The organism is Halobacillus yeomjeoni (assembly GCF_020171525.1).
Classification (GTDB): Bacteria; Bacillota; Bacilli; order Bacillales; family Halobacillaceae; genus Halobacillus; species Halobacillus yeomjeoni.
Window position 1 is genome coordinate 86807 of record NZ_JAIVAI010000007.1, and the last position, 26060, is coordinate 112866.

Annotated in this window: 21 protein-coding genes; 14 read left to right on the forward strand and 7 right to left on the reverse strand. The window is 42.1% G+C overall.

What is annotated here, in order from left to right; translation table 11 throughout:
• The first annotated feature begins 93 nt into the window (after positions 1 to 93).
• The 4 genes from LCL89_RS15075 to cls all read left to right on the forward strand — a co-directional run bounded on the left by LCL89_RS15075 (position 94) and on the right by cls (position 4687).
• Entirely contained in the window at positions 94 to 1038 is a 945-nt protein-coding gene (locus LCL89_RS15075; RefSeq protein ID WP_224810780.1) for an aminoimidazole riboside kinase, read from the forward strand.
• Between the two features lie 10 nt (positions 1039 to 1048).
• Positions 1049 to 2512, forward strand: coding sequence for a glycoside hydrolase family 32 protein (locus LCL89_RS15080; RefSeq protein ID WP_224810781.1), 1464 nt, complete (start codon positions 1049 to 1051; stop codon positions 2510 to 2512).
• A 66-nt stretch (positions 2513 to 2578) separates the two neighbouring features.
• Positions 2579 to 3124 (forward strand): transcription repressor NadR, encoded by a 546-nt coding sequence (locus LCL89_RS15085; RefSeq protein ID WP_197317105.1) that lies wholly within the window; start codon positions 2579 to 2581, stop codon positions 3122 to 3124.
• A gap of 120 nt (positions 3125 to 3244) precedes the next feature.
• Positions 3245 to 4687, forward strand: a complete 1443-nt coding sequence (cls, locus tag LCL89_RS15090; protein ID WP_224810782.1) for a cardiolipin synthase — start codon at positions 3245 to 3247, stop codon at positions 4685 to 4687.
• An 80-nt stretch (positions 4688 to 4767) separates the two neighbouring features.
• Here the strand turns inward: cls and LCL89_RS15095 are convergent, their stop codons facing one another.
• Entirely contained in the window at positions 4768 to 5916 is a 1149-nt protein-coding gene (locus LCL89_RS15095; protein WP_224810783.1) for a S1C family serine protease, read from the reverse strand.
• A gap of 185 nt (positions 5917 to 6101) precedes the next feature.
• Between LCL89_RS15095 and LCL89_RS15100 the strand changes: the two genes are divergently transcribed.
• The 3 genes from LCL89_RS15100 to LCL89_RS15110 all read left to right on the forward strand — a co-directional run bounded on the left by LCL89_RS15100 (position 6102) and on the right by LCL89_RS15110 (position 8708).
• Positions 6102 to 6791: a response regulator transcription factor gene (locus LCL89_RS15100; RefSeq protein WP_224810784.1), complete on the forward strand. Its 690-nt coding sequence runs from the start codon at positions 6102 to 6104 to the stop codon at positions 6789 to 6791.
• A complete protein-coding gene (locus LCL89_RS15105) occupies positions 6752 to 8119 on the forward strand; it encodes a sensor histidine kinase (RefSeq protein WP_224810785.1) in 1368 nt (455 codons plus the stop codon). Before LCL89_RS15100 ends, LCL89_RS15105 begins: the two co-directional genes overlap by 40 nt.
• A gap of 70 nt (positions 8120 to 8189) precedes the next feature.
• Complete coding sequence (locus LCL89_RS15110; RefSeq protein ID WP_197317110.1) at positions 8190 to 8708, forward strand: acyl-CoA thioesterase; 519 nt, start codon at positions 8190 to 8192, stop codon at positions 8706 to 8708.
• A 196-nt stretch (positions 8709 to 8904) separates the two neighbouring features.
• On the opposite strand, the gene LCL89_RS15115 is transcribed toward LCL89_RS15110, so the two are convergent.
• The 3 genes from LCL89_RS15115 to LCL89_RS15125 all read right to left on the reverse strand — a co-directional run bounded on the left by LCL89_RS15115 (position 8905) and on the right by LCL89_RS15125 (position 12593).
• Positions 8905 to 9627 (reverse strand): ABC transporter ATP-binding protein, encoded by a 723-nt coding sequence (locus tag LCL89_RS15115; RefSeq protein WP_224810786.1) that lies wholly within the window; start codon positions 9625 to 9627, stop codon positions 8905 to 8907.
• 1 nt (position 9628) lies between these two features.
• Positions 9629 to 11191: an ABC transporter permease gene (locus LCL89_RS15120; protein WP_404813438.1), complete on the reverse strand. Its 1563-nt coding sequence runs from the start codon at positions 11189 to 11191 to the stop codon at positions 9629 to 9631.
• A 250-nt stretch (positions 11192 to 11441) separates the two neighbouring features.
• Complete coding sequence (locus LCL89_RS15125) at positions 11442 to 12593, reverse strand: Fe(3+) ABC transporter substrate-binding protein (RefSeq protein ID WP_224810787.1); 1152 nt, start codon at positions 12591 to 12593, stop codon at positions 11442 to 11444.
• 326 nt (positions 12594 to 12919) lie between these two features.
• Between LCL89_RS15125 and LCL89_RS15130 the strand changes: the two genes are divergently transcribed.
• The 4 genes from LCL89_RS15130 to LCL89_RS15140 all read left to right on the forward strand — a co-directional run bounded on the left by LCL89_RS15130 (position 12920) and on the right by LCL89_RS15140 (position 18146).
• A complete protein-coding gene (locus tag LCL89_RS15130; protein WP_197317702.1) occupies positions 12920 to 14320 on the forward strand; it encodes an alanine/glycine:cation symporter family protein in 1401 nt (466 codons plus the stop codon).
• A gap of 375 nt (positions 14321 to 14695) precedes the next feature.
• Positions 14696 to 14827, forward strand: a complete 132-nt coding sequence (locus LCL89_RS16795; RefSeq protein ID WP_263620741.1) for a hypothetical protein — start codon at positions 14696 to 14698, stop codon at positions 14825 to 14827.
• Positions 14828 to 14835: 8 nt separating this feature from the next.
• Entirely contained in the window at positions 14836 to 16734 is a 1899-nt protein-coding gene (locus LCL89_RS15135; RefSeq protein WP_224810789.1) for an ABC transporter ATP-binding protein, read from the forward strand.
• Between the two features lie 170 nt (positions 16735 to 16904).
• Entirely contained in the window at positions 16905 to 18146 is a 1242-nt protein-coding gene (locus tag LCL89_RS15140; RefSeq protein WP_404813439.1) for an aminopeptidase, read from the forward strand.
• A gap of 136 nt (positions 18147 to 18282) precedes the next feature.
• Here LCL89_RS15140 and asnB read toward each other — a convergent pair whose 3' ends face one another.
• From asnB to LCL89_RS15155, 3 genes are read right to left on the reverse strand one after another with little or no spacing between them, the layout of a single operon-like run.
• On the reverse strand, positions 18283 to 20184 hold the full coding sequence (asnB, locus tag LCL89_RS15145) for an asparagine synthase (glutamine-hydrolyzing) (RefSeq protein ID WP_224810791.1): 1902 nt from the start codon (positions 20182 to 20184) through the stop codon (positions 18283 to 18285).
• 15 nt (positions 20185 to 20199) lie between these two features.
• Entirely contained in the window at positions 20200 to 21330 is a 1131-nt protein-coding gene (locus LCL89_RS15150; protein WP_224810792.1) for a hypothetical protein, read from the reverse strand.
• The gene (locus LCL89_RS15155; RefSeq protein ID WP_224810793.1) at positions 21323 to 21865 is read right to left on the reverse strand and encodes a sigma-70 family RNA polymerase sigma factor; all 543 of its coding nucleotides are present in this window, start codon (positions 21863 to 21865) and stop codon (positions 21323 to 21325) included. Before LCL89_RS15155 ends, LCL89_RS15150 begins: the two co-directional genes overlap by 8 nt.
• Positions 21866 to 22467: 602 nt before the next feature.
• Here LCL89_RS15155 and LCL89_RS15160 point away from each other — a divergent pair.
• From LCL89_RS15160 to LCL89_RS15170, 3 genes are all read left to right on the forward strand, one after another.
• On the forward strand, positions 22468 to 23946 hold the full coding sequence (locus tag LCL89_RS15160) for a phytoene desaturase family protein (RefSeq protein ID WP_224810794.1): 1479 nt from the start codon (positions 22468 to 22470) through the stop codon (positions 23944 to 23946).
• Between the two features lie 60 nt (positions 23947 to 24006).
• Positions 24007 to 24180 carry a hypothetical protein gene (locus LCL89_RS15165; protein ID WP_224810795.1) on the forward strand — a complete coding sequence of 58 codons (174 nt, stop codon included), beginning with the start codon at positions 24007 to 24009 and terminating at the stop codon, positions 24178 to 24180.
• 350 nt (positions 24181 to 24530) lie between these two features.
• A complete protein-coding gene (locus LCL89_RS15170; RefSeq protein ID WP_224810796.1) occupies positions 24531 to 26045 on the forward strand; it encodes a BCCT family transporter in 1515 nt (504 codons plus the stop codon).
• Positions 26046 to 26060 lie beyond the last annotated feature (15 nt).

A 26060-nucleotide genomic window follows, 5' to 3' on the forward strand; every position in this document is an offset into this window, starting at 1 on the left:
AAACATACCATGGGTTGACGGTATAATGGTAGAAGATTTGTCAGGCTTCAGCATTAAAAGTTTGACTTTTACATACGGAAAGGATGGATAAAAATGAACAAAGGAGTTATCAGTCTTGGGGAAGCTCTGATCGATTTTATCCCTTTAGATAACGAGAATATCAAGTATCAAAAAAGTCCAGGTGGTGCGCCCGCCAACGTTTCGGTAGGCTTAGCCAGACTGGGGGCAAAGTCGACTTTTTTAGGTAAAGTAGGAGAAGATGTGCTGGGGAAATTCCTGCGGAAAACCTTGAATGATTATGGTGTCCACACAGATTACATGTATATGACGAAGGATACAAGGACCGGGGTGGTGTTTGTAACCTTGGATGAACAAGGAGAGCGAAGCTTTGACTTTTACATCGATCCAAGTGCTGACCGCTACTTGGAAGAATCTGAAGTTGATCCTTCGTTGTTTGGCTCTCATAATGTCTTTCACTTCGGTTCGATATCCATGATCGACGAACCTGCAAGGTCTGCTACGAAACGGGCAGTGAAAGAAGCGAAGAACAACGGTGTGCTCGTTTCTTATGATCCAAACTTACGCCTTGGTTTATGGAGATCTGAAGAAGAAGCTAAAAACACCATATTATCAATGATTGGGGAAGCCGACCTTGTAAAAATATCTGAAGAAGAATTAGAGTTTCTGACTGGCGAAACAGATGTTCATAAAGGGGTCGGGAAACTGGAACATTACCAAATTCCTGTCCTCTACGTAACGATGGGAGCAGAGGGCAGCCATGTATTCACCAAGGAAGGGCATCGCTTCATTCCATCCATGAAAGTAGAAGCGGTCGATACGACAGGTGCAGGAGATGCCTTCGTGTCTGGTATACTGTATCAACTGAGTGAACGTGATCAAACGGTTGAACAACTGAATTTAGATGATTACGAAGAAATCACCCGTTTCGCTAGTGTATCAGGAGCTCTTGCGGCGTCGACCAAAGGAGCTATGACAGCCTTACCGACAAGATCTGAAGTAGAAGAGTATTTGAAATAGGGGTGGAAATGTGTCTGAACGAGACCAGGAATTACGAGAATCAGCAGCTGAAGAAATAAAAAAGCATAAAGAAAGAGTAGAATCCGATCCATACCGCCTTTCTTTCCACCATATGCCGCCTGTTGGTCTGCTCAATGACCCGAATGGGTTGGTGCAGTGGAACGGAACGTATCATTTGTTTTATCAATGGATGCCTTTCGATACCGGACATGGAGCAAAATTCTGGGGGCACTATACTTCTAAAGATTTGATGAACTGGAATCATGAGAAACCCGCATTGACGCCTTCAGACTGGTTCGACAAAAATGGGGTCTACTCTGGAAGCGCGATTGTTCACAATGACCTTCTGTATTTGTTTTATACAGGAAATGTAAAAGATGAAAACGGGAACCGTGAAACCTATCAGTGTATGGCTGTATCAGAAGATGGTGTGAACTTTGAGAAAAAAGGTGTTGTCGTAGAACTCCCGGAAGGCTACACGGCCCACTTCAGGGATCCGAAAGTGTGGAAACAGGGAGAGCACTGGTATATGGTCATTGGTGCGCAAAGTGAGGATTTACAAGGAAAAGCGGCCCTCCTGCGTTCGGATAACTTGTACGATTGGAAGCATTTAGGGGATATCACAGGAAGTGGAGAAAATGAATTGGGGAGCTTCGGATACATGTGGGAGTGCCCGGATGTGTTCAGATTAGAAGACCAGGATATTCTTTTGGTTTCTCCACAAGGTTTAGAATCGGACGGAATGGATTTTGCCAATACGTATCAAAGCGGCTATTTTGCAGGGAAGTTGAATTATGATCAAGGAGAATTTAAGCATGGAGACTTCCGTGAATTAGATCGGGGCTTTGAATTCTATGCTCCGCAAACGACATTAGATGAAAAAGGAAGAAGGATTCTTGTCGGATGGATGGGAGTTCCGGATCAATATGAACAATCCCACCCTACGATTGAGCATCAATGGATTCATTGCCTTACAATGCCGAGAGAGTTGACATGGAATGGTTCTCAGATCATTCAAAGTCCCTTAGAAGAAATGAAGGAAATGCGGGGGCCTGTACTCATGCATTCCTCCATCACCATTGAAAATGATCAAAAAGCGGTCCGAGGAATCGAAGGCCGGCCTGTGGAACTGAACATTGAATTTGACCGGTTGGATGATCAATTTGCAATCGAATTGTTCCAATATGCCTCAATCAGTTATAAAGATGAGGTCCTTACTTTATCAAGGCCGCATTTAGAAGACAAAACAAAAACAGAATTCCGCCGTGTTCCATTGCAACAAGGTTTGAAGCAGCTTCATTTGTTCATTGATCACTCGACGTTAGAGATTTTCGTGAACGGTGGAGAGGAAGTCTTTTCGTCCCGCATCTATCCGCAGCCGGAGGAAGAACGGATTCTATTTACTTCTTTAGGAACAAGTACGTTTTCCGTTGAACAATGGAAGCTGGGCGGATACAAATGGAATGACGAATAATCTACGATAAATTGTCGATTTGTGGTACTATAAAATTAATGTATATCGTATGAAGGGGTCATAGCTATGAGTGAATCTTCTAAGAAAATGAAAGCACATGAGCGGAGAGAATATATTCTCACATTACTTAAACAACGAGGAGTGCCTGTCACAGGCAGTTCGTTGGCAGAAGAGATGAATGTAACTCGACAAGTCATCGTAGGAGATGTCTCTCTACTGAAAGCAAGGAATGAGCCTATCGTAGCAACAAGCCAAGGTTATATGTACATGACCGATGCCAAAGAGGACTTGGCTTTTAAAAAGACGATCGTTTGTCAACACGGGTCAGACGAGACCGAAGAAGAACTGCACATATTAGTCGACCACGGAGTGGTCGTTCAAGACGTAGTCGTTGAACACCCTATTTATGGTGACTTGACGGCTCAACTGCGAATTGCAAATCGCCGTGATGTTAAAAAATTCATGGAACAGATGAGATCGACCAGTGCATCATTCCTGCTAGAGCTGACAGACGGTATTCATACACATACCATTGCAGCAGACAGTGAGGCAGCTTTAAAAGAAGCAGAAGAAGCTCTCCTGGAATCTGGTATCTTGATGAAAACTTCATAAAAAGAAAACAAAAAGGTATGCTTTCCGAATGGAGGCATATCTTTTTTTATGTAATTCATCATTTGATGTGTGATATAGTTAAGTGATAGTAATTTGTTATAAAAAGGAAGGTGGACTTCAGTGAACATCATTCCCTACATTTTGAGTATCATTCTAGGCTTGAACGTTCTGTTGGCGTTAGCCATCATCTTTTTAGAGCGTAGGGATGCAAGTGCCACTTGGGCTTGGCTAATGGTTCTGTTGTTCATCCCTATTGCAGGATTCTTACTATACTTGATTTTCGGAAGAAGGTTGAGTAAGAAAGAGATCTTCACATGGGACAAAAAGAGCCGGCTTGGACTTCTCACATTGGTTCAGGAACAATTGAAGTCAATAGAGAACCGTACGCTTGAGGTCAGGCATAAAGACATCATTCCTTACGAAGACCTGATATACATGCATTTGAAGAACAATGATGCTCTTCTTTCACAGGACAATGAGGTGGAAGTCTACACAGATGGACAAAAAAAGTTCCACGCTCTTATTGAAGATATTGAAAAAGCGACTGACCATGTCCATCTGCTATATTACATTTTCCGAGATGATAACCTTGGAGAACGCTTGGCTGAAGTTTTGATTAGAAAAGCGAAAGAAAACGTGGATGTGAAAATCTTATATGATGATATGGGTTCCCGGTTATTAAGTAAGGCATATATCCGTAAAATCAAGGAAGCTGGGGGCGAAGTCGAGTCCTTTTTCCCTTCGCTCATTCCTAAAGTCAATCTGAAAATCAATTACCGCAACCACCGTAAGCTCGCGATTATTGACGGAAAGATCGGCTATATCGGCGGATTTAACATAGGGGATGAGTACTTAGGGTTCAGCCGGAGGTTCGGTTATTGGAGAGATACTCATTTACGAGTGAGAGGGGGAGCTGTGCACCATATGCAAACCCGTTTCATTCTCGACTGGAACCATGCATCGCGCAGGGATATCTCTTATGAAGAAAGGTATTATCAAGCAGAGTCCAAAGGTGATGTGGGGATGCAGATTGTCTCCAGTGGACCGGATTCAGAGTGGGAACAAATAAAAAATGGTTATATCAAAATGATCATGTCAGCAAAAGAGTCTGTCTATATCCAGACCCCATACTTCATACCGGATGACAGTCTGCTTGATGCATTGAGAATCGCGGCGCTCTCAGGCGTAGATGTAAGATTGATGATTCCGAATAAACCCGATCACCCATTTGTTTATTGGGCGACATTTTCAAATGTAGGTGACTTGCTTGCAGCAGGAGCGAAAATCTATGTGTATCAAAAAGGGTTTTTACATGCAAAAACGATCGTAGTCGATGAGAAAATCGCATCTGTAGGAACAGCGAATATCGATGTAAGAAGCTTCAAGCTGAATTTCGAAGTCAATGCTTTCCTTTATCATCCTGATACCGCTAAGGAACTGGCTGACCGGTTCCATGAAGATTTAGTAGAATCTACGGAATTGACTTACAAACTTTATCAATCCCGTACGACTTGGATTCGATTCAAAGAATCTATATCAAGGTTATTATCTCCAATTTTATAGTCTTCCGTCTGGTTGAAAAATAAGCATAACAATAAAAGAAGGTGACACGATCGTTTCGTGTCACCCTTTTTTCGTAGAAACTATTGAGCAGATAGCTCCAATTCTGTTTTTACAGGTTCGCCATTCCGATATACTGTAATTTCGATATTATCGCCGATATTGGCTTTATTATAAAGGAATTGACGTAAATTCATCAGTGAATCGACTTTATTCCCTTCAATGGCTGTGATGACATCATACTTTTCTAAACCGGCTTGATGAGCTGGTGATTCCTGCTCAACGCCTTGGACAAGGACTCCGTGGGAGATATCAGCTGGTAAGTTCAATTCTCTTTGTAGAACTGATCCAGGTACCTGGCTCACATCCTGCAGGGAGACACCCATGTACGGACGTTCAACTTTCCCGCTTGATTCCAAATCTTTGATTACGGGTTTGACGACGTTCATCGGGATGGAAAATCCGATACCTTCCACTTCTGCTTTTGCAATCTTCATAGAGTTGATTCCGATGACTTCCCCTTGAAGATTGATCAAAGCGCCGCCGCTGTTTCCAGGGTTGATCGCAGCATCCGTTTGAAGGACTTCTGTCTGCCAGTCCGGCTTTTTGTCCCCGTTCAAATCTACTGGAATGTTTCTGTTCAAACCACTGACAATCCCTTTTGTAACTGAGCCGGCGAATTCCATGCCTAATGGGTTACCGATCGTAATGGCTGTTTGGCCGACCTCTACGTCATTGGCATCGGCAAAATTTGCAACCTTTTCGACATGTTCGCTATCTATTTGTAAAACGGCAAGATCTGTGAAAGGGTCGCTGCCTTTCAATTCAGCATTCACTTTCTTTCCATCACTGAGGATGACTTCAAGTTCTGAAGCACCTTCAATGACATGATGGTTAGTAACGACAAATGCGTCATTTCCATCTTCTTTATAGATGACCCCTGATCCATTGCCGGCTTTTTGAGTGCCTTGACGACTTTCCTGAATGTTTGTAATTCCGACTACCGCTTTCGAAGTCTCCTCTACAGCTTGTGTAACAGCTTCTTGTTTTTGACCGAAATTCAACTCATCAGCTTGAGCGGTCGGTTCATCGGTGTTGATACTGATGGAAATACCTTTCCACTGAAAAAGAGTTGTGACGACAAAAACAGCAACAATGGCCCCCAGAACGCCGAAGGCCAGGCCGGAACGTTTATAATTGCGAGTGTTTTTTTTCTCATTTTCATTGATCATGGATAAGTGCCCCCTTGGTTCATTATGAATGTATGAAATCCGTGACTTCTTTTGTCTACATGTTGTATTCTACGATTGACCTATGGAATGACTTTGGACAAAATGTGGAAAAAGTGTGTAAAACACAAGGAAAGACTGAAAATATGAGAAAATGGGTAAAAGCTCTTTAGTAGGAGGTTTGATCTATGGACTATAAAATCGGGATCGTTGAAGATGATTCGAACATACGTGAGATAGTCGAAGGTTATTTGAAAAAAGAAGGTTATGAAATCCATGCCGTTGATTCTGCAGAGAAAGCATGGGACGTGTTCAATTCAGAGTCCATGGATTTGTGGGTATTGGACATTATGCTTCCTGGAATGGACGGCTATGAATTTTGTAAGAGAGTCCGCCAAAGATCGGAAGTTCCCATCATCATCATATCTGCTAAAGATGAAGAAGTGGATAAAATCCTCGGTTTAGAATTAGGCGGGGACGATTACTTGACGAAACCATTCAGTCCACGTGAGCTTGTGGCTCGAGTGAAACGACACTTGAAGAAGTGGACGGCTATGAATACATTTGATAAGCAAGGAAATGAAGAAAGGATAACAGCAGGGGATCTTACACTGAATGCCACCCAGAGACGGGCATATTTTGAAGGAATAGAAGTAGACACCACTGCGAAAGAATTTGAAATGCTGAAAATCCTTGCCCAACAAACCAATCGTGCTTTTTCAAGGGAGGAATTATTGGTTCAAGTATGGGGAGATGACTACTTTGGGAGCGATCGGGCCGTGGATGATTTAGTGAAAAGGCTGCGGAAGAAAATGAAAAACTTACCGATAGAAACTGTATGGGGACATGGATACAGGCTGAAGGACGAGGAGTCATGAAGCTGCTTTATCAACTGAATACAGCTTTTACTGCACTCATTGTGGTCTTGATGTCGTTCACTGCCTTTTTCATTTATTCTCTCCTTATGGATATGTTGATTCAAGATGAGCAGCGTCAGTTGAAAGCCAGGTCTGAGTTACTGGTCAACCTTATCAATGACCCGGGGGAAAAAAGGGAGACACAACTCGCCCAGCTGCTCCAGGATCGCAATTATCCCATCTTGTTATTCAATAAAAGCAATGATCAGATCGTGTTCCGTACTCTTTCGAGGGAAACGTCCTTTTCCTGGATGGAAAACTATGAAGAAAAATGGATCGAAGAAGAAGTATGGGAAGGACAAAGCGGAAAGTATGTCGTCTATGACTTTCCAATCAATTCGAATGGCGATCAAATAATGGTTATGGCTACACCCTTGAATGATCTCCAGTCGGTACAAACTGAATTTGCTCTCCGTATGCTTCTCATATTCTTTTTAGGTTTGGTCGTAGCGATCATCATCAGCTATTTCCTGACACGACGATTGGTTACTCCTCTGTCCAGGTTGAAACAAGAAGTGCAGAAGATCGAGAGGCGACAATTCCACTCCGTCCAACCGGTCCAAGCATCTGGTGAGATCAAAGAGGTGGAGCAGAGTGTAAGGGAGATGGCCGCAGAGTTGTCCCGTTATATTCATTCTCAAAAGCAGTTTTTCCAAAATGCGTCCCATGAATTGAAAACTCCTTTAATGTCTATTCAAGGGTACGCAGAAGGAATTCGAGATGGAGTGTTTGAAGGACCGTCCGCTGAAAAAGGACTGAACGTAATTGTAAGTGAAACAGAGCGGTTAAAGAAAATTGTTAACGAAATGATCCTGCTTGCTAAATTGGATAGTAGTGAGGATGTATACCATCCAGAACGTACAGATTTGATCAATCTGCTTCAACAATCGAAAGACCGGATGATTCCATTAGCTAAAGAGAGGCAGGTCGATTTAAAAACTAACTTCGATTTCTCCTTTTATTCCATAGTCGATCCAGAGCGGGTTCTGCAAGCTTTGATCAACATCATAAGCAATGCAATCCGCCATGCAGAGAGTGAAGTAAGTATCCATACAGACGTTGGAAGTGAAGAAATAATAATCAAAGTTACGGATGATGGGGAAGGGATCTCTGAAGATCTTTTACCTCAATTGTTTCAGCGGTTTATAAAAGGGAAAGAAGGGGAAACCGGTCTGGGTCTGGCCATTTCCAGAGCAATCATAGAGCGTAGTGGAGGAAAGATTCAAGCTTCAAACCTGAAAGAAGGGAAAGGAGCCGTCTTCGAAATCCGATTACCGCGTAAGGATTGAATGGAATCATCCATGGTATACTAGGTTCAGGAAACGATTCCATAAATAAGAAAGAGGGGTTGATCAACATATGGATGCTAAGCCATGTATGGATTCACTAACGGTGAAAAATTCACATGTACTGCCGCCGGATACGAATAGTCATGGAACGTTATTTGGTGGTAAATTAATGGCATATATCGACGATGTCGCAGCAATTGCCGCTGTCCGGCACTGTCGAAAGCCTGTCGTGACGGCCTCCACAGATTCTGTCGACTTTCTGCAGCCAGTGCATGAAGGGGATGCGATCTGCCTGGAAGCTTTTGTGACCTATACGCACAACACATCAATGGAAATCTTCGTAAAAGCCATTACAGAAAATCTTTTGACGGGGGAACGCAAAGTCTGCACAACAGCTTTCCTCTCCATGGTAGCGGTTGATGAAAACAACGAACCGACCCCGGTACCACCAGTGTATCCGGAATCAGAAGAAGAGAAGTGGCTTCATAACGGTGCTCAAAAACGTCATGAACATCGGAAAGCGAGAAGGAAAGAATCAAAAGAACTCGCTGAAAAATTCGGAACAGGTTTACCATGGTCAAACAATTGAATACAACAAAGCCCCTCTGCTTGGATGTAGAGGGACTTTTCATTTGGCTGAAAGTTACGATATGTCATTCTTTTACGGAAGAGAGAAAAGGGGGAGGTATTCAACCATAAAAAGTATCACATTGATATAGACAAGGATTGAAACACTCTTACCAGAGCCTATAAAAGAAACTGCCCTTCATCAAGGGCAGTTTCTTTTATTTCATATCAACAAGTTCCAAGTCTGGACGCTTCTGCTGTTCTTCGCGAATCGTACAGATAGATTCCCAATCATAAGCAGCACCATCGCGCATCGTAATGATGCGATCGGCAATTGCTTTTGAATCTTCACGATCATGCGTTACGAAAATGGATGTGATACCCGTTTTCTTGATGATATCCTTCAACTCGCTGCGGATCTTGATTTGCAAGTCTGCATCCAAGTTACTGAACGGCTCATCCAAGAGCAATAAAGATGGTTTGGGTGCAAGGGCTCTGGCTAAAGCGATACGCTGCTGCTGACCACCACTCAACTCATGCGGATACCTTTTCGCATAGGAAGTCATATTGATCAGTTCCAGCACTTCCTGGACTCTCTGCTTTTTGGCTCTACGGCTGTAGCCTTTCAAACCAAACTGAATATTTTCAGCTACAGTCATGTGAGGGAAGAGGGCATAATCTTGAAAAACCATTCCGATCCCTCGTTTTTCAGGTAATACGAAACGCCGGTGATCTGTCATGACTTCACCATTAATTGTAATCGATCCCTGCCTTGGAGTTTCCAATCCGCATAACAGACGAAGAACGGTACTTTTTCCACTGCCGCTTTCTCCTAAGATAGAGATGATTTCTCCTTGTTCGATTTCCAGGTTGAAGTTTTGGATTGTATTATTTTTTGTATTTCCATAACAAAAGCAAAGGTCTTTGATTTGAATGAACATATCATTTCGGCTCCTTTTCTAACACTTGATGGAAGATATAAATGGCAATCCCACAGATTATCACAATGATGATTGAAGCGAGTGAAGCTTCATGGATCTGTTCGTCACCCGCATACTGGAAAGCTTTCGTGGACAAAGTATCAAAATTGAACGGCCGCAATATCAAGGTGAGTGGCAATTCTTTAAGAATTTCAATAAAAGCCAGTATAAACCCACTGATTAACGGGCCTTTGATCATTCGTAAATCGACTTTAAAGAATGTTTTTGTCAGGTTCATCCCTAGCATACGGGAAGCTTCCGTGTATTTATTCCCAATTTTATCGAACCCGGATTCAATCGAGTTGTAACCGATGGCCAAAAAGCGGATGACATAGGCGGAAATCAACATGAACAAACTGGTGCTTAAAAATAATGTCGGTTCCATACCAATCGTTTCATAAAAGCTGAATAAATAGTTGTCAATCTGTATGAATACAGTGCTGATTCCGACAGCAATGACCGCCCCGGGTATGGAATATCCCAGAATTGTAACACGGGCCGCCGATTTCGATAGAATGCTTTGGTGCATGCGTGAAAAATTGGCGATGATGACGGCAAAGACGACAATCATGGCTGCTCCGACAAAAGAAACGAGTAAGGAATTCCAAATCAGTGACTTGAATTCCGGCGAAGCAATCTTATGGAACGTCAGGAACATCCAATCTACTAACTGGACGAAAGGAATCATGAATCCTAGCAAAAAGATGACCAAGCAGTAACTGAATGCGACCCAGGCTTGTATCCCTTGTAAGCGGATGGGTGTCAGAGGCCGGGCTTTAGCTGTTGTATTGCTGTATTTCTTTCGGCCACGCAGAATCTTTTCCAAAATAAGAATAGAAAATACGATGAACATCAAAGTGGCAGAAAGTTTAATCGCAGAATTCAAGTCATTCATTCCAAACCACGTCTGAAAAATCGCAGTACTGAATGTAGGAACACCGAAGAATTGGACCACTCCGTAGTCATTGAGCACTTCTAAAAGAACAAGGCTCACACCCCCGACGATAGCTCCTCTGGAAATCGGAAGTACGATTTTAAAAAATACTTCCCAGGGATTCCTGCCAAGCAGGCGGGCATTTTCAACCAATGATGCTGATTGATTGGATAAGAATGCTCTCGTGATGGTATACACATAAGGAAAAAGAAAAATCGTAAATATAAACACGGCACCAGGGAGCGTCAGGATATCAAAGTATTTTTGGTCTACAGTCACATCCCAGCGATTTCTAAGCGTTGTCTGGATAACACCGGTGTAATTCATGATTCCATTGTAGGTGTAACCCGCAATGTAAGGCGGTATCGCCAGTGGTAATATCAAAGCCCATTTAAAAAATGCTTTCATCGGGAAATCGTAAGCAGACACAAGCCATGCAAGACTCGTACCAATCATTACTGTTAAAAATCCAGTGAAAACAATGAGTAAGCTGGTGTTTTTAATTAAATCAGGAAGAATGAATTCCTGAATATGACCCCAATTTTCAGCTTTCTGTGTAAAGAAATTAACAAGTATGGTCAAGTTAGGCATGAGGATCAGTATGACAATGATCAGACTGAGCACGGACCAGATGTTCAAGTATCCTGGTAGTTTGCGTAACAGCTTCAAAAATGACACGTCCTTTAGTGCAACTAGTTAAGCTCAATCTTCAATAAAAGAAACCGTCGGATTCCCTTTATTCAAAATTAACCACACACTAAAATGATAACAGTTCTCAGTTGTTTTGTATATACACCAAGTGCCGCACCAATAGAATAGGGTGCGGCACCGATGTTATGGCTTATTGCCAGCCAACTTCGTTCATGACTTTAATTGCTTTGTCGTTGTTTTCACCAAGCACACTCAAGTTGATATCCTGAGCCTTGAATTCTCCCCAGCTTTGAAGCAGTTCAGATGGTGCAACATCCGGGTTTACAGGGTACTCATAGTTCGCTTCAGCGAATTGCTTTTGAGCTTGTTCTGTAGTAAGGAATTCAATGAATTTTTGAGCTTGTTCTGTGTTCTTGCTGCTGGCTGTCATTCCGATACCGCTGATGTTTACGTGTGCACCAGTGGAATCCTGGTTAGGGAAGATGACACCAAGCTGCTCGCCGACTTTAACTTCTTCAGGATCTTCAGAGTTCATCAGCTTTCCAAGGTAGTACGTGTTCATAACGGCTACATCACCTTCGCCGGCTGCAACGGCTTTAGCTTGGTCAGTGTCTCCACCTTTTGGATCGCGAGCCATGTTGTCCACGATACCTTCAGCCCATTCTTTAGCTTTTTCTTCGCCATCAAGAGCGATCATAGAAGCAACAAGAGATTGGTTGTAGATGTTGGATGAAGAACGGATCAATACTTTGTCCTGGAACTCATCTTTAGTCAAGTCCATGTAAGTCTGGATATCTTCAGGATTCACGCGCTCTTTGTGATAAGCGATGACACGAGCACGTTTAGTCAAACCGAACCATTGTTGCTCTTCATCACGTAGATTTTCAGGGATGTTTGCATTCAGAACATCACTATCTACAGACTGTAGTAGATCTTGAGATTTCGCACGGTGCAGACGACCCGCATCCGCTGTAATCAATAGGTCTGCTTTAGAAGCTTTGCCTTCACGGTCCAAACGAGCGATCAATTCATCGTCATCGCCTTTGATGACATTGACTTCGATTCCTGTTTCTTCAGTGAACTGGTCATATAGCTCTTGGTCTGTTTCGTAGTGACGACCTGTGTATAGGTTCACTTCTCCACCAAGCTCTTCCGCTTTATATTCAGCATTCTCATTGGATGCTTCTTTTTCTGAAGCTTTATCTTCAGTTTCCTGCTTTTCTTCTGTCTTTGGTTCTTCTTTATCTTCAGCAGCTTGATCTCCTTCATTATTTCCGCAAGCAGCTAATGCGAATACAGAAAGAATAAGGATGATGCTGATTAAAAACCATTTGTTTCTCATTACATTTCCCACCTTCTATGTATTTTTTATTTTTTATTGAAAATGATTTTCAATTCCAATTACCATTCTACTGAAAATGATTCTCAAGTCAAGGATTAATATAAAAAAATAGCACATTGTTTTCAGGGTAGGAGGATATTTCTAGTTGAAGCGCTGACACACCTCTGGTATTGTATCTTCGGAGAATATTATCAATAATCTATTCAATTCCGTTTGAACGCCATGAATACAGGGAAAACGAGCAATAAATTGGTAATTATTTGAATATTTAATATTTTTGGAGGTGTAGGAAATTGAAAGCAGTTCTTGATGTTCTCAATACGTATATGTGGGGATATATTCTTGTAGCTTCTCTATTAGGACTCGGTTTATGGTTCACCATCAAACTCGGGTTCGTTCAATTCCGTTACATTCCTGAAATGGTTCGTGTATTGTTCGACAAACGATCGATTTCAGCAGAAGGGAAAAAAGGAACGTCCGCTTTCCAGGCGTTCACGATCAGTACGGCATCCCGTGTAGGGACAGGAAACCTTGCTGGAGTCGCTGCGGCTATTACCGTCGGAGGACCTGGAGCCGTATTTTGGATGTGGATCGTCGCATTACTAGGAGGCGCTTCAGCATTTATTGAAAGTACACTGGCTCAAGTTTACAAAGTACCAGATAAAAATCAGTATCGTGGAGGACCGGCCTACTACATGGAAAAAGGGTTGAAGAACCGTAAACTTGGAATCTTGTTTGCGATTACGATCACGTTTACGTACGGTCTCGTTTTCAGCTCTGTGCAATCCAACACGATTCGACTGGCATTTGAAAACTCATTCAATGTAGAAAAATGGATGATGGGCATCATCCTTACTCTTGTCGTCGCACTTATTATATTTGGTGGTTTGAAAAGGATCGCACAAGTGACACAATACGTTATTCCTGTCATGGCTGTGTTCTACCTTATCCTCGCTGGATACGTACTATTCAATAACTTTGGACAGATCCCGGTCATGGTCGGCCAAATCTTCCAAGGTGCTTTCGGATTTAGAGAGATAGCAGGGGGAACATTCGGAGGCATGATTCTCATCGGAATTAAACGAGGACTTTTCTCCAACGAAGCAGGTATGGGTAGTGCCCCGAACGCTGCTGCAACTTCAGAAGTTACACACCCTGTCAAACAAGGTTTGATTCAAACGTTAGGTGTATTCACTGATACGCTGCTTATTTGTAGTGCTACAGCAATTATCATTCTATTTGCTGGTGATTACGCGGGAACTGAACTTGATGGAATTCAGCTTACACAGGCTGCATTCGAAAACCAACTGGGAACATGGGCAGCTATTTTCATTGCCATTGCCATTCTCCTGTTCGCTTTCAGTTCTATTATAGGTAACTATTATTATGGAGAAACGAACATTGAGTTCATCAAGAGTAGTTCAACGAACATCTTCATCTACCGTCTTGCTGTTCTTGGGATGGTACTTTTCGGTGCAGTTGCTAAATTTGAATTGGTTTGGTCACTTGCTGACCTGACGATGGGAATTATGGCGTTGATTAACTTGTATGCCATTCTCAGACTTTCATCTGTCGCTTATGCAGCACTGAAGGATTACCGTGAACAACGGAAACAAGGAAAAGATCCGATCTTCTACCAAGACCATCTGCCTGGTGTCGATGGAATGGAATATTGGAGACGAGATCAGGACATCGCTTACGAAAGCGAAAAACGTGCAAACCAATAAGCAATCTATTAAACGATCCTTCTCTGTAGGTGAGGAGGGTCGTTTTTTTGTCCTCGTAATCATCTTGATATTTTGTGTTGATTTATGAACATGCCTTTATTTGATTAACAAATTAACCTCCAACTAATATTTAACACTTAAGCCAAAGACATTACTTCTAGAGAATAGGGTAGGTGTTAGTCCGCTCTGTGGGTTTTGCCTATTCTACTATCCGCGTGTTTCCGTTCTTCTTACAAACAATTAGGAGGTTTGGGAAATCAGGAGACTCCTGTGGGGTGTACATGATTGGTGAGTTCCCGCAAAGGCTTCGCCTTGAGGAAGCTCACTACATGCCCCCGGAAAGCGAGTGATTTCCAAGACCCTCTTCTCTATGTAATGAAAAGGAAACCTCCTGCGACCCTGGGTTTCAAAATATTGGACCCCGTCTTAAGAAAGCTGGTCATTTTAAGAAAAGACGTGTACCGCGCTATTATGCTATTATTGGATAAGATTCTGATTAAAGGATGAGCGGATTTATGAGTATATTATCAGTGGAAAATCTGAGTAAGAGTTTTGGGGATAAGGATTTATTCAAAGATATTTCTTTTACGATAACCAACCAGCAGAGAATCGGGTTGATAGGAGTCAACGGTACAGGAAAGTCCACATTATTGAAGATATTGGCTGATATCGAAAGTGGAGATGCAGGTCAGAAAGATCACGCGAAAGATTTCACCGTTGAATATCTCCCTCAAGAACCAGACTTGGATGAAAGAAAAACGGTTTTAGAACAGATTTACTATGGTGATTCCGAAGTCATGAAAGTGATGAGGAGTTATGAGCAGGTTTTGATCGAGCTGGCCCAAAATCCAGAAGATCCATCCACGCAACAGAAAATGCTCGACCTTCAGCAAAAAATGGATGAGAAAGATGCATGGGAAGCGAATACGCAGGCGAAAACCATCCTTTCTAAGTTGGGTGTAGCATCTTATGAGAAGAAGGTGGAAGATCTATCTGGAGGACAGAAAAAGCGGGTCGCGATAGCCAAGGCGCTTATTCAGCCCGCCGACTTACTATTACTGGATGAACCTACCAACCATTTGGATAATGAAACGATTGAATGGCTCGAAGAATATTTGTCTTCTTATAAAGGTTCGTTGATCGTAGTCACTCACGATCGTTACTTCCTGAATCGGGTGACGAATTTAATTTATGAGTTGGACAAAGGAAACTTATATATCTATGAAGGAAACTATGAAACGTTTTTAGAAAAGAAAGCGGAGAGAGAAGAACAGGAACGCCAGGCAGAACAAAAACACCAGAACACTCTTCGTAAAGAATTGGCTTGGTTGAAAGCCGGAGTAAAAGCGAGGACCACGAAGCAAAAAGCCCGAAAACAGCGGGTGGAAGCGATGAAGGATGAAACGTTTGATACGAAAAAAGAAAATGTCGATATGGCAATAGGGTCGACAAGACTGGGGAAACAAGTTTTAGAATTGGAAGGGATTACTCACGGATTTGGAGGAGACCCCCTCATTCAAGATTTGGATTACTTAGTGGTTCCTGGTGAAAGGTTAGGGATCATCGGAGCGAATGGTTCTGGTAAAACGACACTCTTGAATATCATGGCTCAAAGAATTAAGCCGGATCAAGGCCATGTTAAGGTCGGTTCGACAGTTAAAATCGGATATTACACACAAAATCATGAGGAAATTGATGATTCCCTTAAAGTTATAGAGTACATCAAAGAAGAAGCTGAAGTTATTTCGACTGCCGACGGGGATGAAATTACTGCAGAACAGATGCTGGAACGCTTTTTATTCCCAAGGTCTCAGCAGTGGACTTATATTAAGCGGTTGTCTGGAGGAGAACGTCGACGTCTTTATTTGTTGAGGGTTCTGATGAGTGAACCGAACGTATTGTTTTTAGATGAGCCGACCAACGATTTGGACACGGAAACGTTAAGTATTTTGGAAGATTATTTAGAACAGTTTCCTGGCGTAGTCATAACGGTTTCCCACGACCGGTACTTCCTGGATCGTGTCGTTGATAAGCTTCTTGCATTTGAAGGGAATACGAAACTACGAAGATTCCATGGAAATTATACAGAGTACTTGGAGGAAAGGAAGCTTGAGCAGAAGACCGAAACCGAACAGCGGAAAACGATCTCCAATCAAGAGGAGACGAGAAGGTCGAACCGCAAGCGGAAGCTATCCTATCATGAAAAACAAGAGTGGGAGACGATCGAGGATGATATCCAAGATCTAGAAATGAAGCTTGAATCCGTAAGTGAAGAGATCTCTGAAGCTTCCAGTGACTTCGATAAAGTACAGGAACTCTACCAAAAACAAGAAGAGCTCGAACAAGAGTTAGAGTCTAAAATGGAGCGCTGGGAAGAACTGTCATTGATTGTTGAAGAAATGGAGAATGGCTGATTCATTTGATTGTTGAACAGCTCTACAATATTATCTCAAATAGTACCTTCATTTTTACTTGAAGAGTTAGAAGCCCATTTCCTTTGGATGGGCTTCCTTTTGTATATTCATGACAAATATGGAATAATAAATGACGGAGATTAGATTGAATAGGAGGAACATTCATGAAAATGCCTGAACGCAAGCAATTAGAAAAATATGCCGACTTAGCCTTGAAAACGGGAGTGAATCTTCAAGAAGGTCAAAAATTGATGATCAACTCTACGATTGAAGGTGCAGAGTTCACACGTCTCATCGCTGAAAAAGCTTATAAGATGGGGGCAAAAGATGTACATATCAACTGGGGAGATGATGTTCTTACCCGCTTGAAATATGAATACGCAGATCAAGAAACGCTCTCAGAAGTACCTGAATGGCAGAAACAACAATACACATATTTTGCAGAAGAGGGAGCGGCAATTCTTTCTGTGCGCTCGACCGACCCGGACCTGCTGAAGGGGATCGATGCGGGTAAAGTTGCAGCAGCCAACAAAGCAAGAGCGCAGGCGATGTCTACATTCCGCGGATACACAATGAATGATCGAATTCAATGGTCAATCGTAAGTATCCCAATTCCTGCATGGGCTCAAAAGATATTCCCTGGAGAAAGCGAAGATACAGCTGTTGAAAAACTTTGGGAACAAATATTCAGTATTGTACGCGTAGACAGAGAGGATCCTAATGCTGCTTGGGAAGAGCACAACCAAACCCTTATAAAAGCACGTGAATTCCTAAACGAAAAACAATACCACAAACTGGTCTATAAAGCTCCAGGTACGGATTTAGAAGTTGAATTGCCGAAAGGGCATATATGGAAAGGGGGTCCATCCAAAACAGTTGAGGGAGGCGTACAATTCAACCCGAACATGCCTACAGAGGAAGTTTTCACGGCTCCACATAAATATGGAGTCAACGGAAAAGTATCAAGTACAAAGCCATTGAATTATGGTGGCAATGTCATTGATAACTTCACTCTTACTTTCAAGGAAGGTAAAGTCGTAGATTTTACTGCCGAGGAAGGAGAAGAAACCCTTCAACACTTACTGGAGACGGATGAAGGCTCAAAACGTTTAGGTGAATTGGCTCTCGTGCCTCATGAGTCTCCAATTTCACAATCTGGATTGATTTTTTATAACACTCTATATGATGAGAATGCATCCTGCCACCTCGCTCTAGGAAAGGCTTACCCGAATAATATGACCGGCGGATCAGACATGAATGAAGAAGAACTCGATAAACATGGAGTTAATGACAGCCTATCACATGTTGATTTCATGATGGGGTCTGCTGAGATCGATATTGATGGTGTGTTGGAAGATGGAACGGAAGAACCAGTGATGAGAAAAGGAAGCTGGGCTATCTCATTTGAATAAGCAAGAACTCAAAAAGGCTGCTAAGGAATACTTAGCAGCCTTTTATTATTCTCTTCTATAGTACAGCGTTGTCATGAACCCTCACTCCGGTTGTTATCCTATCTCCAAAGAGAAATAAAGTAAACCAACCGTTTGATCAGGAATATACAAGCTCTCTATCTCCAGTGAACGATCCAGTAGAATGAGGAAATTCCCCGTCATGGATGAAATAGATTTCATACCAAGTCAAAAACACAAAGACCGTCCATATATAACGGTGATGATTGCCCTTATTTTCATAGTGTTCATTCAAATACCGCAGTAATTCTTGAGTTTGGAAAAACTGAGCTGCATGGTCAGATTCAAAGACTTGTTTCACATGATTATAGTACTTATCCTGACGCAACCAATCTCGGATGGGGACAGGAAAACCTACTTTCGGGCGATTAGCCCATTCATCTGGCAGAACCGTTTTGGCTGCTTGTCTTAAAGCGAATTTCGTATCTTTGTTATTGGCTCTTAAAGAAGGGGCAAGTGTCCCTGCGACCTTCATGACTTCTTTATCAAGAAAGGGAACACGAAGTTCCAATGAGTGAGCAGAACTCATTTTATCAGCTTTTTGAAGAATGTCACCAGGAAGCCAGTGCTTGATATCTGCATACTGCATTTTTGTACTGTCATTTGATTTTCCTACCCGCTTATAAGTAGGAGCAAGAATCTGTTGTGGGGTATGTTGGTTTCGATAAGGTTTCTTCAATACATTCTGAGCATCTTCAGTAGTGAAAACTTTTGCCTGCCCTACAAACTTTTCTTCAATTTTCTGGCCGCCCTTGACTAGAAAATTGGTGATTTTATTTTGAGGAAGGCGCTGTCCAACCTTCGAGATCACTCTCCGGACAGGGAAAGGAATCGTTTCATATATTTTTTGCTTTTCGCTTATCCGATACCACTCATAGCCGCCGAACAATTCATCAGCACCTTCTCCTGAAAGAACGACGGTGACATGTTTTTTTGCTAATTCTGCCAGGAAGTAGAGGGGGACCGATGATAAGTTCGCATGGGGTTCATCCATATGATATTGTATTTCGGGTATTTTATTAAAGAATTCGTCACCTGTTATCAATTTCTTATGATTTTGAATGCCGAGCTGTTGAGATAGGTCTTCAGCTAAGTTTGTTTCATTGAATATGCCTTCATACTCTTTGAAACCTACTGAAAAAGTATTTTCTGGTTTAAGCAAGGTCGTGATATAACTGGAGTCAATGCCTCCAGATAAAAATGAACCTACTTTCACGTCACTTATTTTATGGTATTGAACGGAATCCTTCATCACTTCGTTGATGGAGTCAATCGCATCACTCAGCTTATCTTGAGTCTCAGTGAACTCTGGATTCCAATATTCATGCGTTTCTATCTGTCCCTTTTTATAAATCATGTAATGACCAGGCTTCAGTTTATGTACACCTTTGAAAAAAGTCTGGTCCAATGCAGAGTATTGGAAGGTTAAGTAGGGTTCTAATGCATCCTCATTGAAACGTTTGATAAATAAAGGGTAGGGAAAGAAAGACTTGATCTCAGACCCGTAAACGAACGATCCATCTTTTGTTGATTCGGTATAGTACAGCGGTTTAATTCCGAATGGGTCTCTAGCTAAAATCATTTCTTTTTCCTGTTTGTCCCAAATAGCAAATGCGAACATTCCGCGAAGCTTCTGAAGGATCTCCACTCCATATTCCTCATAACCATGAAGGATAACTTCACTGTCTGTATGACTTTCAAATTGGTGCCCCTTCGAAATGAGGTCATCTTTTAGACTATGAAAATTGTAAATTTCTCCATTGAAGGTCAAAATAAAACGCCCGTCTTCGTTCATCATCGGTTGATTAGCAGAAGAAGACATATCGATGATACTCAGTCTGCGAAACCCTAGTGAAGCTGTTCCGTCAGTATAGTAATCACCATCATCCGGTCCGCGATGATGGATTCTTTCCATCATCGCTTGGATTACAGACTCCTCTAGTACTTGATTTTCATTCACATAACCTACGATGCCACACATGTTATTGCCTCCTTATTATTTTTCTCTTACTTCTATACCTTCTTCTTCAAGACGTTTCCAATCTGGGACATTTGATTTATCTAATACAACCACTTTTAAGTTCTGAAGGCTCATTAAATCTTCTGCACTTCCTCTGAATGAGCTGTTTTTAATATTAATATGAGTGACTTTTTGCAGTCCCTCCGCCACAGAGCTCAAGTCCATGATGGAAGGTCCGATGAATGTGACCTTACGTAAATTAGGGATTTCCTTAAGTAATTCAGGAGGGATGACAGCCTGCTTCAAAGTCAAATGCTCAAGATTTTCCATCATGGAGAAATGTTCAGCCTTTCCTTTTATGTCATATATCCCATGGAATTCTGAACCGTCGATCGTCAATTCTTTCACTAAACTCAAGTCCTTTTCTATAATAGGTTTTGAGTTTTTTCCTATTGATTCGCTGATTGCTTCTAAAACTAATTCCTGCATTTGTAAGTGGTTTTTAATTTGAATCTTTTCTCCGTCTGCATTATATATAAATCCATCGGATGTGAATTTTTCTTCGACTACTCTGCCTTCGGATTCCGAGTAATAGACAAGAATAGCAGAATCGGCTTGCTTGTCATCACCCCAGGTAATCTCAAAAGAAAGAGCAGGTTTTCCTTCTTTATAATCTTTTCCTGTAAGAGTCATATCCTCTTTATGAACGAAACTTTCACCATCGTAGTACATAAATTCACTTGTCAGAGTTTCAGCTCCGGTGACTGGATTCTTCTTCTTGTAAGTAAGAGAAGAATTACTGTTGAATGTCGTTTCTGCCTCTTCAACATTCAATTGATAAGAGAAAGCCCCTTTAATTTCTTTTACCTTCTCCGTAATGTTTACTCCCCCTTGTTCAGAAGGGTTTTCTTCCACTCCATTTTCATCAGAAACAGGGTCGTTTGCAGATTGGAAAGGGGAGGGATTTCCATTTAGAAATACCGTGGACCCTCCAACTAACAATAGAATGAGCAGCACAGTCAAGATATGAGGCAGGGCAGGTACCTTTATAGACCAAAGTTTATTTTTCTTCGTTTTGCTGTAAAAACGTCGGCGATCCTCTTCCGTATACAGGGGCTTATCACTGATTTTCTGATTGATAGCATCCTTCAGCTTTTTGCTATCCAAGGGTCCATTCCCCCTCATTGACTCGTTTTTTTAACATCTTTCTGGCTCTTTGCATTCTTGTCTTGATTGTAGATAAGGGGGCGTCTGTGACTTCTGCAATTTCTTTTTGTGAGAGACCTTGTTGTACAGTCAATATCATCACTTCACGGTACTTGATGGGTAAATCCAAAATCGCTTCGGCAATCTCATCCCACTTTTCCTTTTTAATAATTTCTCCTTCAGTATGACGATCATCTTTTTGATCGAGCCACTGATCTTTCATTAATTTGATCCGGTGAAGGGGAGACCTTAAATAGTCTTTACTTCGGTTGATTGCAATGCGGGTCGCCCAGGTTTTCAAATGAGCGCGGCCATCGTATTGATCCCACTTCCTGTAAATCAAAATTAATACTTCCTGGAAGATGTCATCTGTCGTATGGAAGTTCTTTACATACGTGTAAATGGTACGTTTCATCATTTCTCCGTAATGGAACATGATGTGTTCAATTGCCTGATCTCTTGTGAATGATTCTTTATTCGACAGATGTTCAGTCACAGATGCTTCTCTCCCTTCTCACATTTATTCGACGATAATTTTTTTGGAAAAGACTCAGGTGTGTATTTTTTCTTTTAAAAAATGGCTCTGTTATTGCTTGGTGTTGTTATTTCACATGTGAGCTCATATCAGCTCTTTCTGTCCTGGAATTTGTTTGAGGCGGCCTTGGGAATGACTCGCTTTCCGTGGGGTACCGTGAGCCTCCTCAGGCTGATGCCTTCCGGGGTCTCACGATGTACCTTCATCCCACAGGAGTCTCGCCATTCCCAAGGCTGCCTCTTCAAAGTAGAAAGGTCGGAAAGACTATAACCGAAGTCCGTTACACCAACTACGAAGGGGATGGCAGGGAAAACAGGTAGACTCCTGCGGGAAAAAGGAACAAGGTGAGACCCCGGAGAACGAAGTTCGAGGAGGCTCAGCGTTCCCCGCGGAAAGCGGACTGTTTTCCCTGCCATCCCATGCTCTGAGTAAATAATGGACCGGACTCCTCATCCCAGACGGGGGCTACTTAGTAATCGTTTAAAATATCAACAACAGACTTTAACAGAGCCTAAAAAATAAAAAACAGGGGATATAAATAACAGGATAGGAGTGAATGGACAATGGTTTATGATGTAGCGGTCGTCGGTGCTGGTTTTGGAGGGCTTGCCTCTGCGGCAGAACTCTCTCGAAAAGGTTTGAAAGTCATTTTGTTTGAAGCATCTAATGAACTGGGAGGCAGTGCGGGAAAGTTCGAACGACAAGGATATCGATTCCAATCAGGTGCCACAGTAGGTATGGGGTTTGAAGAAGGAGGTGTATTTGATCGCCTCTATGCATCCCTCGGTATTAAAAGGCCTGATATGAAATTACTAAATCCGATCATGGATATCCATCTGCCTGATCGTACCATCCACTATTATCAAAATCGTGCACAATGGTATAAAGAAATCGACTGCCATTTCCCCCAGCATGCAAGTCAAATAAAGTCGTTTTATGATGAAGTATTCAAAGTTGGAGCATTAGTCGATAAGTTAGTAGAAAGATTACCTGTTTTCCCGCCTCATAATTTTAAAGATTGGTTGGAAATGGTTAAGCTGGTGGACAAAAATTCATTGAAGCTTATTCCATACATGACTCAAACTGTTGAAGACCGCCTTAAGAGTTTTCGTTTAGGAAGCGACCGGCTGTTCCGTACATTCTTAAACGGGGAATTGATGGACAGTGTTCAGACAAGTGTAGAAAACTGTCCAGCGTTTCTGGGTTATGCAGCACTGCAGACCTTTCACAAAGGTGCTTATGCCGTACATGGTGGTTTGGCCACAATTGCTCATCAGTTAGCCGAGTATATTGAATCATGCGGAAATGAAGTTTTGCTTCGTCACCCGGTAATAAATGTAGAAAAATCAGGACAATATTTTCATCTACACTCCAAAAGAAACACGATTTTCACAGCAAAAAAAGTCATATTAAACAATTCCATCCATAATTTACATGATACGTTATCTGAAAATTTAGGTAAACAGACCTTGATAAAAAAAGAAAAAGAAAAAAACAAGGAAAGTTGGGGGGCTTTCATCATACATGCGGGAGTAGATGACCAGTTGTTCCGTAATACAGACGCACTATATCATCAATTTATCGATCCGAATCATCCGGATGATCTGCATGATGGGGGACAGTTTCTCCTCTCACTTTCTGACCCGGAGGACAAGAGTATGGCGCCTGAGGGGAAAAGGTCATTGACCTTGTCGACCCATACAGGAGTGGAACCCTGGTGGGCGGCAGCAGATTATGAAAAGAAAAAAGAAAAGATGAAAAACCGACTGATACAGACTGTCGATCACTACTTCCCCGGTTTTGAAAAAAGCCTCGATTTGGTCTTGCCGGGTACACCTGTCACATTTGAAAAGTGGCTGCGGAGAAAAAGAGGTAAAGTGGGAGGATATGCACCTACAGGGCGGTTCAGCTGGTTGAGCAGCTATTCAATCCGCACGGGTATTGACGGAGTTTATCAGTGCGGAGATACCGTTTTTCCCGGGGCAGGAACGCTGGGTGTTACTCTTTCAGGTCTGATGGTGGCAAAGGACATAACCCGATGATTGATTTTTCTTATACAAGGGAAAGGATATAAAGAAAGAACGTGAAAAGGAGAGATATATATGCCAGGTCCAGAAAACGAACTTCCCGGCTTCCAAGCCAATCCAAACGAATTCGGGAAATGTGGAAATTGTGGAAAATTATTGACCACAAAGAAAGAGGAAGAGTTGAAGCTTTGTAAAGACTGTCAGGAAAGACATAAAGATGATGATATCGAATATGACGAAGCCGAATGATACATTCAAGTGTCGTACTCTTTTGGGGTGCGGCATTTTTGTTTGAGATAGGTGGTAGAGTAATTCTATTTTCATATGTGTAAATAAACTGAAGGACGTTGAAAAAGGATATAGGGTCATATCCACTGCACTTTGGCGGGAAGATGAATAAATCTCTTAAACATAAGGGATTCTTATACTAACAAGACAAATGAAATGTTCTCATGACTTCGTCAGATTGATTCTTCAGAGTGACTAATAAAATGAAATCGTTAACAACAATTAATACTTTACACTAGGTCTAAAGAAGTGTTAGGGTCAGAAAATGTGCTGAACGAAGCACGAATTATCAAATCAAAGAGGAGAGAACTATGAACAATAAAAAAATAGGGCGCGTAGATTGGCCCGTCTTTGGAATAAGCGGTGGTCTTTTAGTACTATTCGTTTTTCTAGCACTTATAGATATCAACTTAGTAGAAACAATCGTAAATAAAGGGTTTGGATGGTCAGCCAAATATTTTGGTGCCTTCTGGCAGGTGTTGATGCTTGCAACATTCTTCGTAGGAATAGGGCTTGGATTTTCCAAGTATGGAAAGATAAAATTGGGAGGTATCGATCAGCCCGAAATCAGCCTGTATAAATGGTTATCCATCATTATGGCTACATTATTAGCTGGTGGTGGAGTTTTCTGGGCAGCTGCTGAGCCGATGTACCACTTCTTGACGGTTCCACCGCATCAATCCGGTATTGAGGCTGGAACAAAAGCGGCCATCGATCCAGCATTAGCGCAAAGCTTTATGCACTGGGGATTCCTCGCGTGGGCAATCCTTGGTACGATCAGTGCCGTTGTGATGATGTATGGACATTACCATAAAGGCATGCCGATGAAACCTCGTACGTTGTTGTATCCGATCTTTGGTGAAAAAATCCGTCACAGTTGGATCGGTACAGTCATTGACGCTTTTTCAGTCATCGCTGTCGCAGCTGGAACTATTGGTCCAATCGGTTTCTTAGGACTGCAGGCGAGTTACGGTCTGCAGGAGATATTTGGAATCCCTAACCAATTCAGCACGCAGTTCAGCATTATATTTGCCGTTGTTCTCATATCAACGATCTCAGCTGTAACAGGCCTTTACAAAGGGATTCAATATTTGAGTAGCTTTAACGTCCGTTTAGCAATAGGACTGATGGTGTTTATCGTCATTTTCGGTCCTGGTGGTTTCATCTTCAATCATTTCCTATCTGGTTTCGGTTTTTATATTGATCAGTTTATTCCGATGAGTACTTTCAGGGGAGACACGACTTGGCTTTCTTTCTGGACGGTCTTCTTCTGGGGCTGGTTCATTGGGTATGGTCCAATGATGGCAATCTTAGTCAGTCGTATTTCCAGAGGACGTACGATTAGAGAAATCATTGTCGCCGTTTCCATTTTTGCACCAGTCATCTCAACGTTCTGGTTTACCGTACTAGGCGGATCCGGTATTTTCTTCGAGCTGAATAATCCTGGCTCCGTATCTGAAGCCTTGAATTCAGCAGGTAACTCTGCGGCTATGTTCGCTATTACTGAACAATTCCCATTAGCCAGTGTCATTTCTCCTTTATTCTTGTTGTTGACGATACTTTTCGTCGTTACGACAAGTGACTCCATGTCTTACACGATCGCCATGGCAGTTACAGGGGAAGGAAATCCGAAAAGCTGGCTTCGTATCTTCTGGGCAGTATTGATGGGTACAGTTGCAGTCATTCTGCTGATTACAGGAGATAGTGGTATTACACAGCTTCAGAACTTCATTGTGGTAACAGCCGTACCTGTTTCGTTATTGCTTTTACCAATGATTTGGCTTGCTCCTAAAGTGGCGAAGAAGATGTATAAAGAACAGAAGTAGAAAAATATAAAAAGG

Bases quoted from the DNA above. Each gene is read 5' to 3' on its own strand.
- LCL89_RS15075 (WP_224810780.1), top strand. From the start codon at position 94: ATGAACAAAGGAGTTATCAGTCTTGGGGAAGCTCTGATCGATTTTATC.
- LCL89_RS15085 (WP_197317105.1), top strand. From the start codon at position 2,579: ATGAGTGAATCTTCTAAGAAAATGAAAGCACATGAGCGGAGAGAATAT.
- LCL89_RS15095 (WP_224810783.1), bottom strand. From the start codon at position 5,916: ATGATCAATGAAAATGAGAAAAAAAACACTCGCAATTATAAACGTTCC.
- LCL89_RS15100 (WP_224810784.1), top strand. From the start codon at position 6,102: ATGGACTATAAAATCGGGATCGTTGAAGATGATTCGAACATACGTGAG.
- LCL89_RS15105 (WP_224810785.1), top strand. From the start codon at position 6,752: ATGGGGACATGGATACAGGCTGAAGGACGAGGAGTCATGAAGCTGCTT.
- LCL89_RS15110 (WP_197317110.1), top strand. From the start codon at position 8,190: ATGGATGCTAAGCCATGTATGGATTCACTAACGGTGAAAAATTCACAT.
- LCL89_RS15115 (WP_224810786.1), bottom strand. From the start codon at position 9,627: ATGTTCATTCAAATCAAAGACCTTTGCTTTTGTTATGGAAATACAAAA.
- LCL89_RS15120 (WP_404813438.1), bottom strand. From the start codon at position 11,191: ATGCCTAACTTGACCATACTTGTTAATTTCTTTACACAGAAAGCTGAA.
- LCL89_RS15125 (WP_224810787.1), bottom strand. From the start codon at position 12,593: ATGAGAAACAAATGGTTTTTAATCAGCATCATCCTTATTCTTTCTGTA.
- LCL89_RS15130 (WP_197317702.1), top strand. From the start codon at position 12,920: ATGTGGGGATATATTCTTGTAGCTTCTCTATTAGGACTCGGTTTATGG.
- LCL89_RS16795 (WP_263620741.1), top strand. From the start codon at position 14,696: ATGAAAAGGAAACCTCCTGCGACCCTGGGTTTCAAAATATTGGACCCC.
- LCL89_RS15135 (WP_224810789.1), top strand. From the start codon at position 14,836: ATGAGTATATTATCAGTGGAAAATCTGAGTAAGAGTTTTGGGGATAAG.
- LCL89_RS15140 (WP_404813439.1), top strand. From the start codon at position 16,905: ATGCCTGAACGCAAGCAATTAGAAAAATATGCCGACTTAGCCTTGAAA.
- asnB (WP_224810791.1), bottom strand. From the start codon at position 20,184: ATGTGTGGCATCGTAGGTTATGTGAATGAAAATCAAGTACTAGAGGAG.
- LCL89_RS15160 (WP_224810794.1), top strand. From the start codon at position 22,468: ATGGTTTATGATGTAGCGGTCGTCGGTGCTGGTTTTGGAGGGCTTGCC.
- LCL89_RS15165 (WP_224810795.1), top strand. From the start codon at position 24,007: ATGCCAGGTCCAGAAAACGAACTTCCCGGCTTCCAAGCCAATCCAAAC.
- LCL89_RS15170 (WP_224810796.1), top strand. From the start codon at position 24,531: ATGAACAATAAAAAAATAGGGCGCGTAGATTGGCCCGTCTTTGGAATA.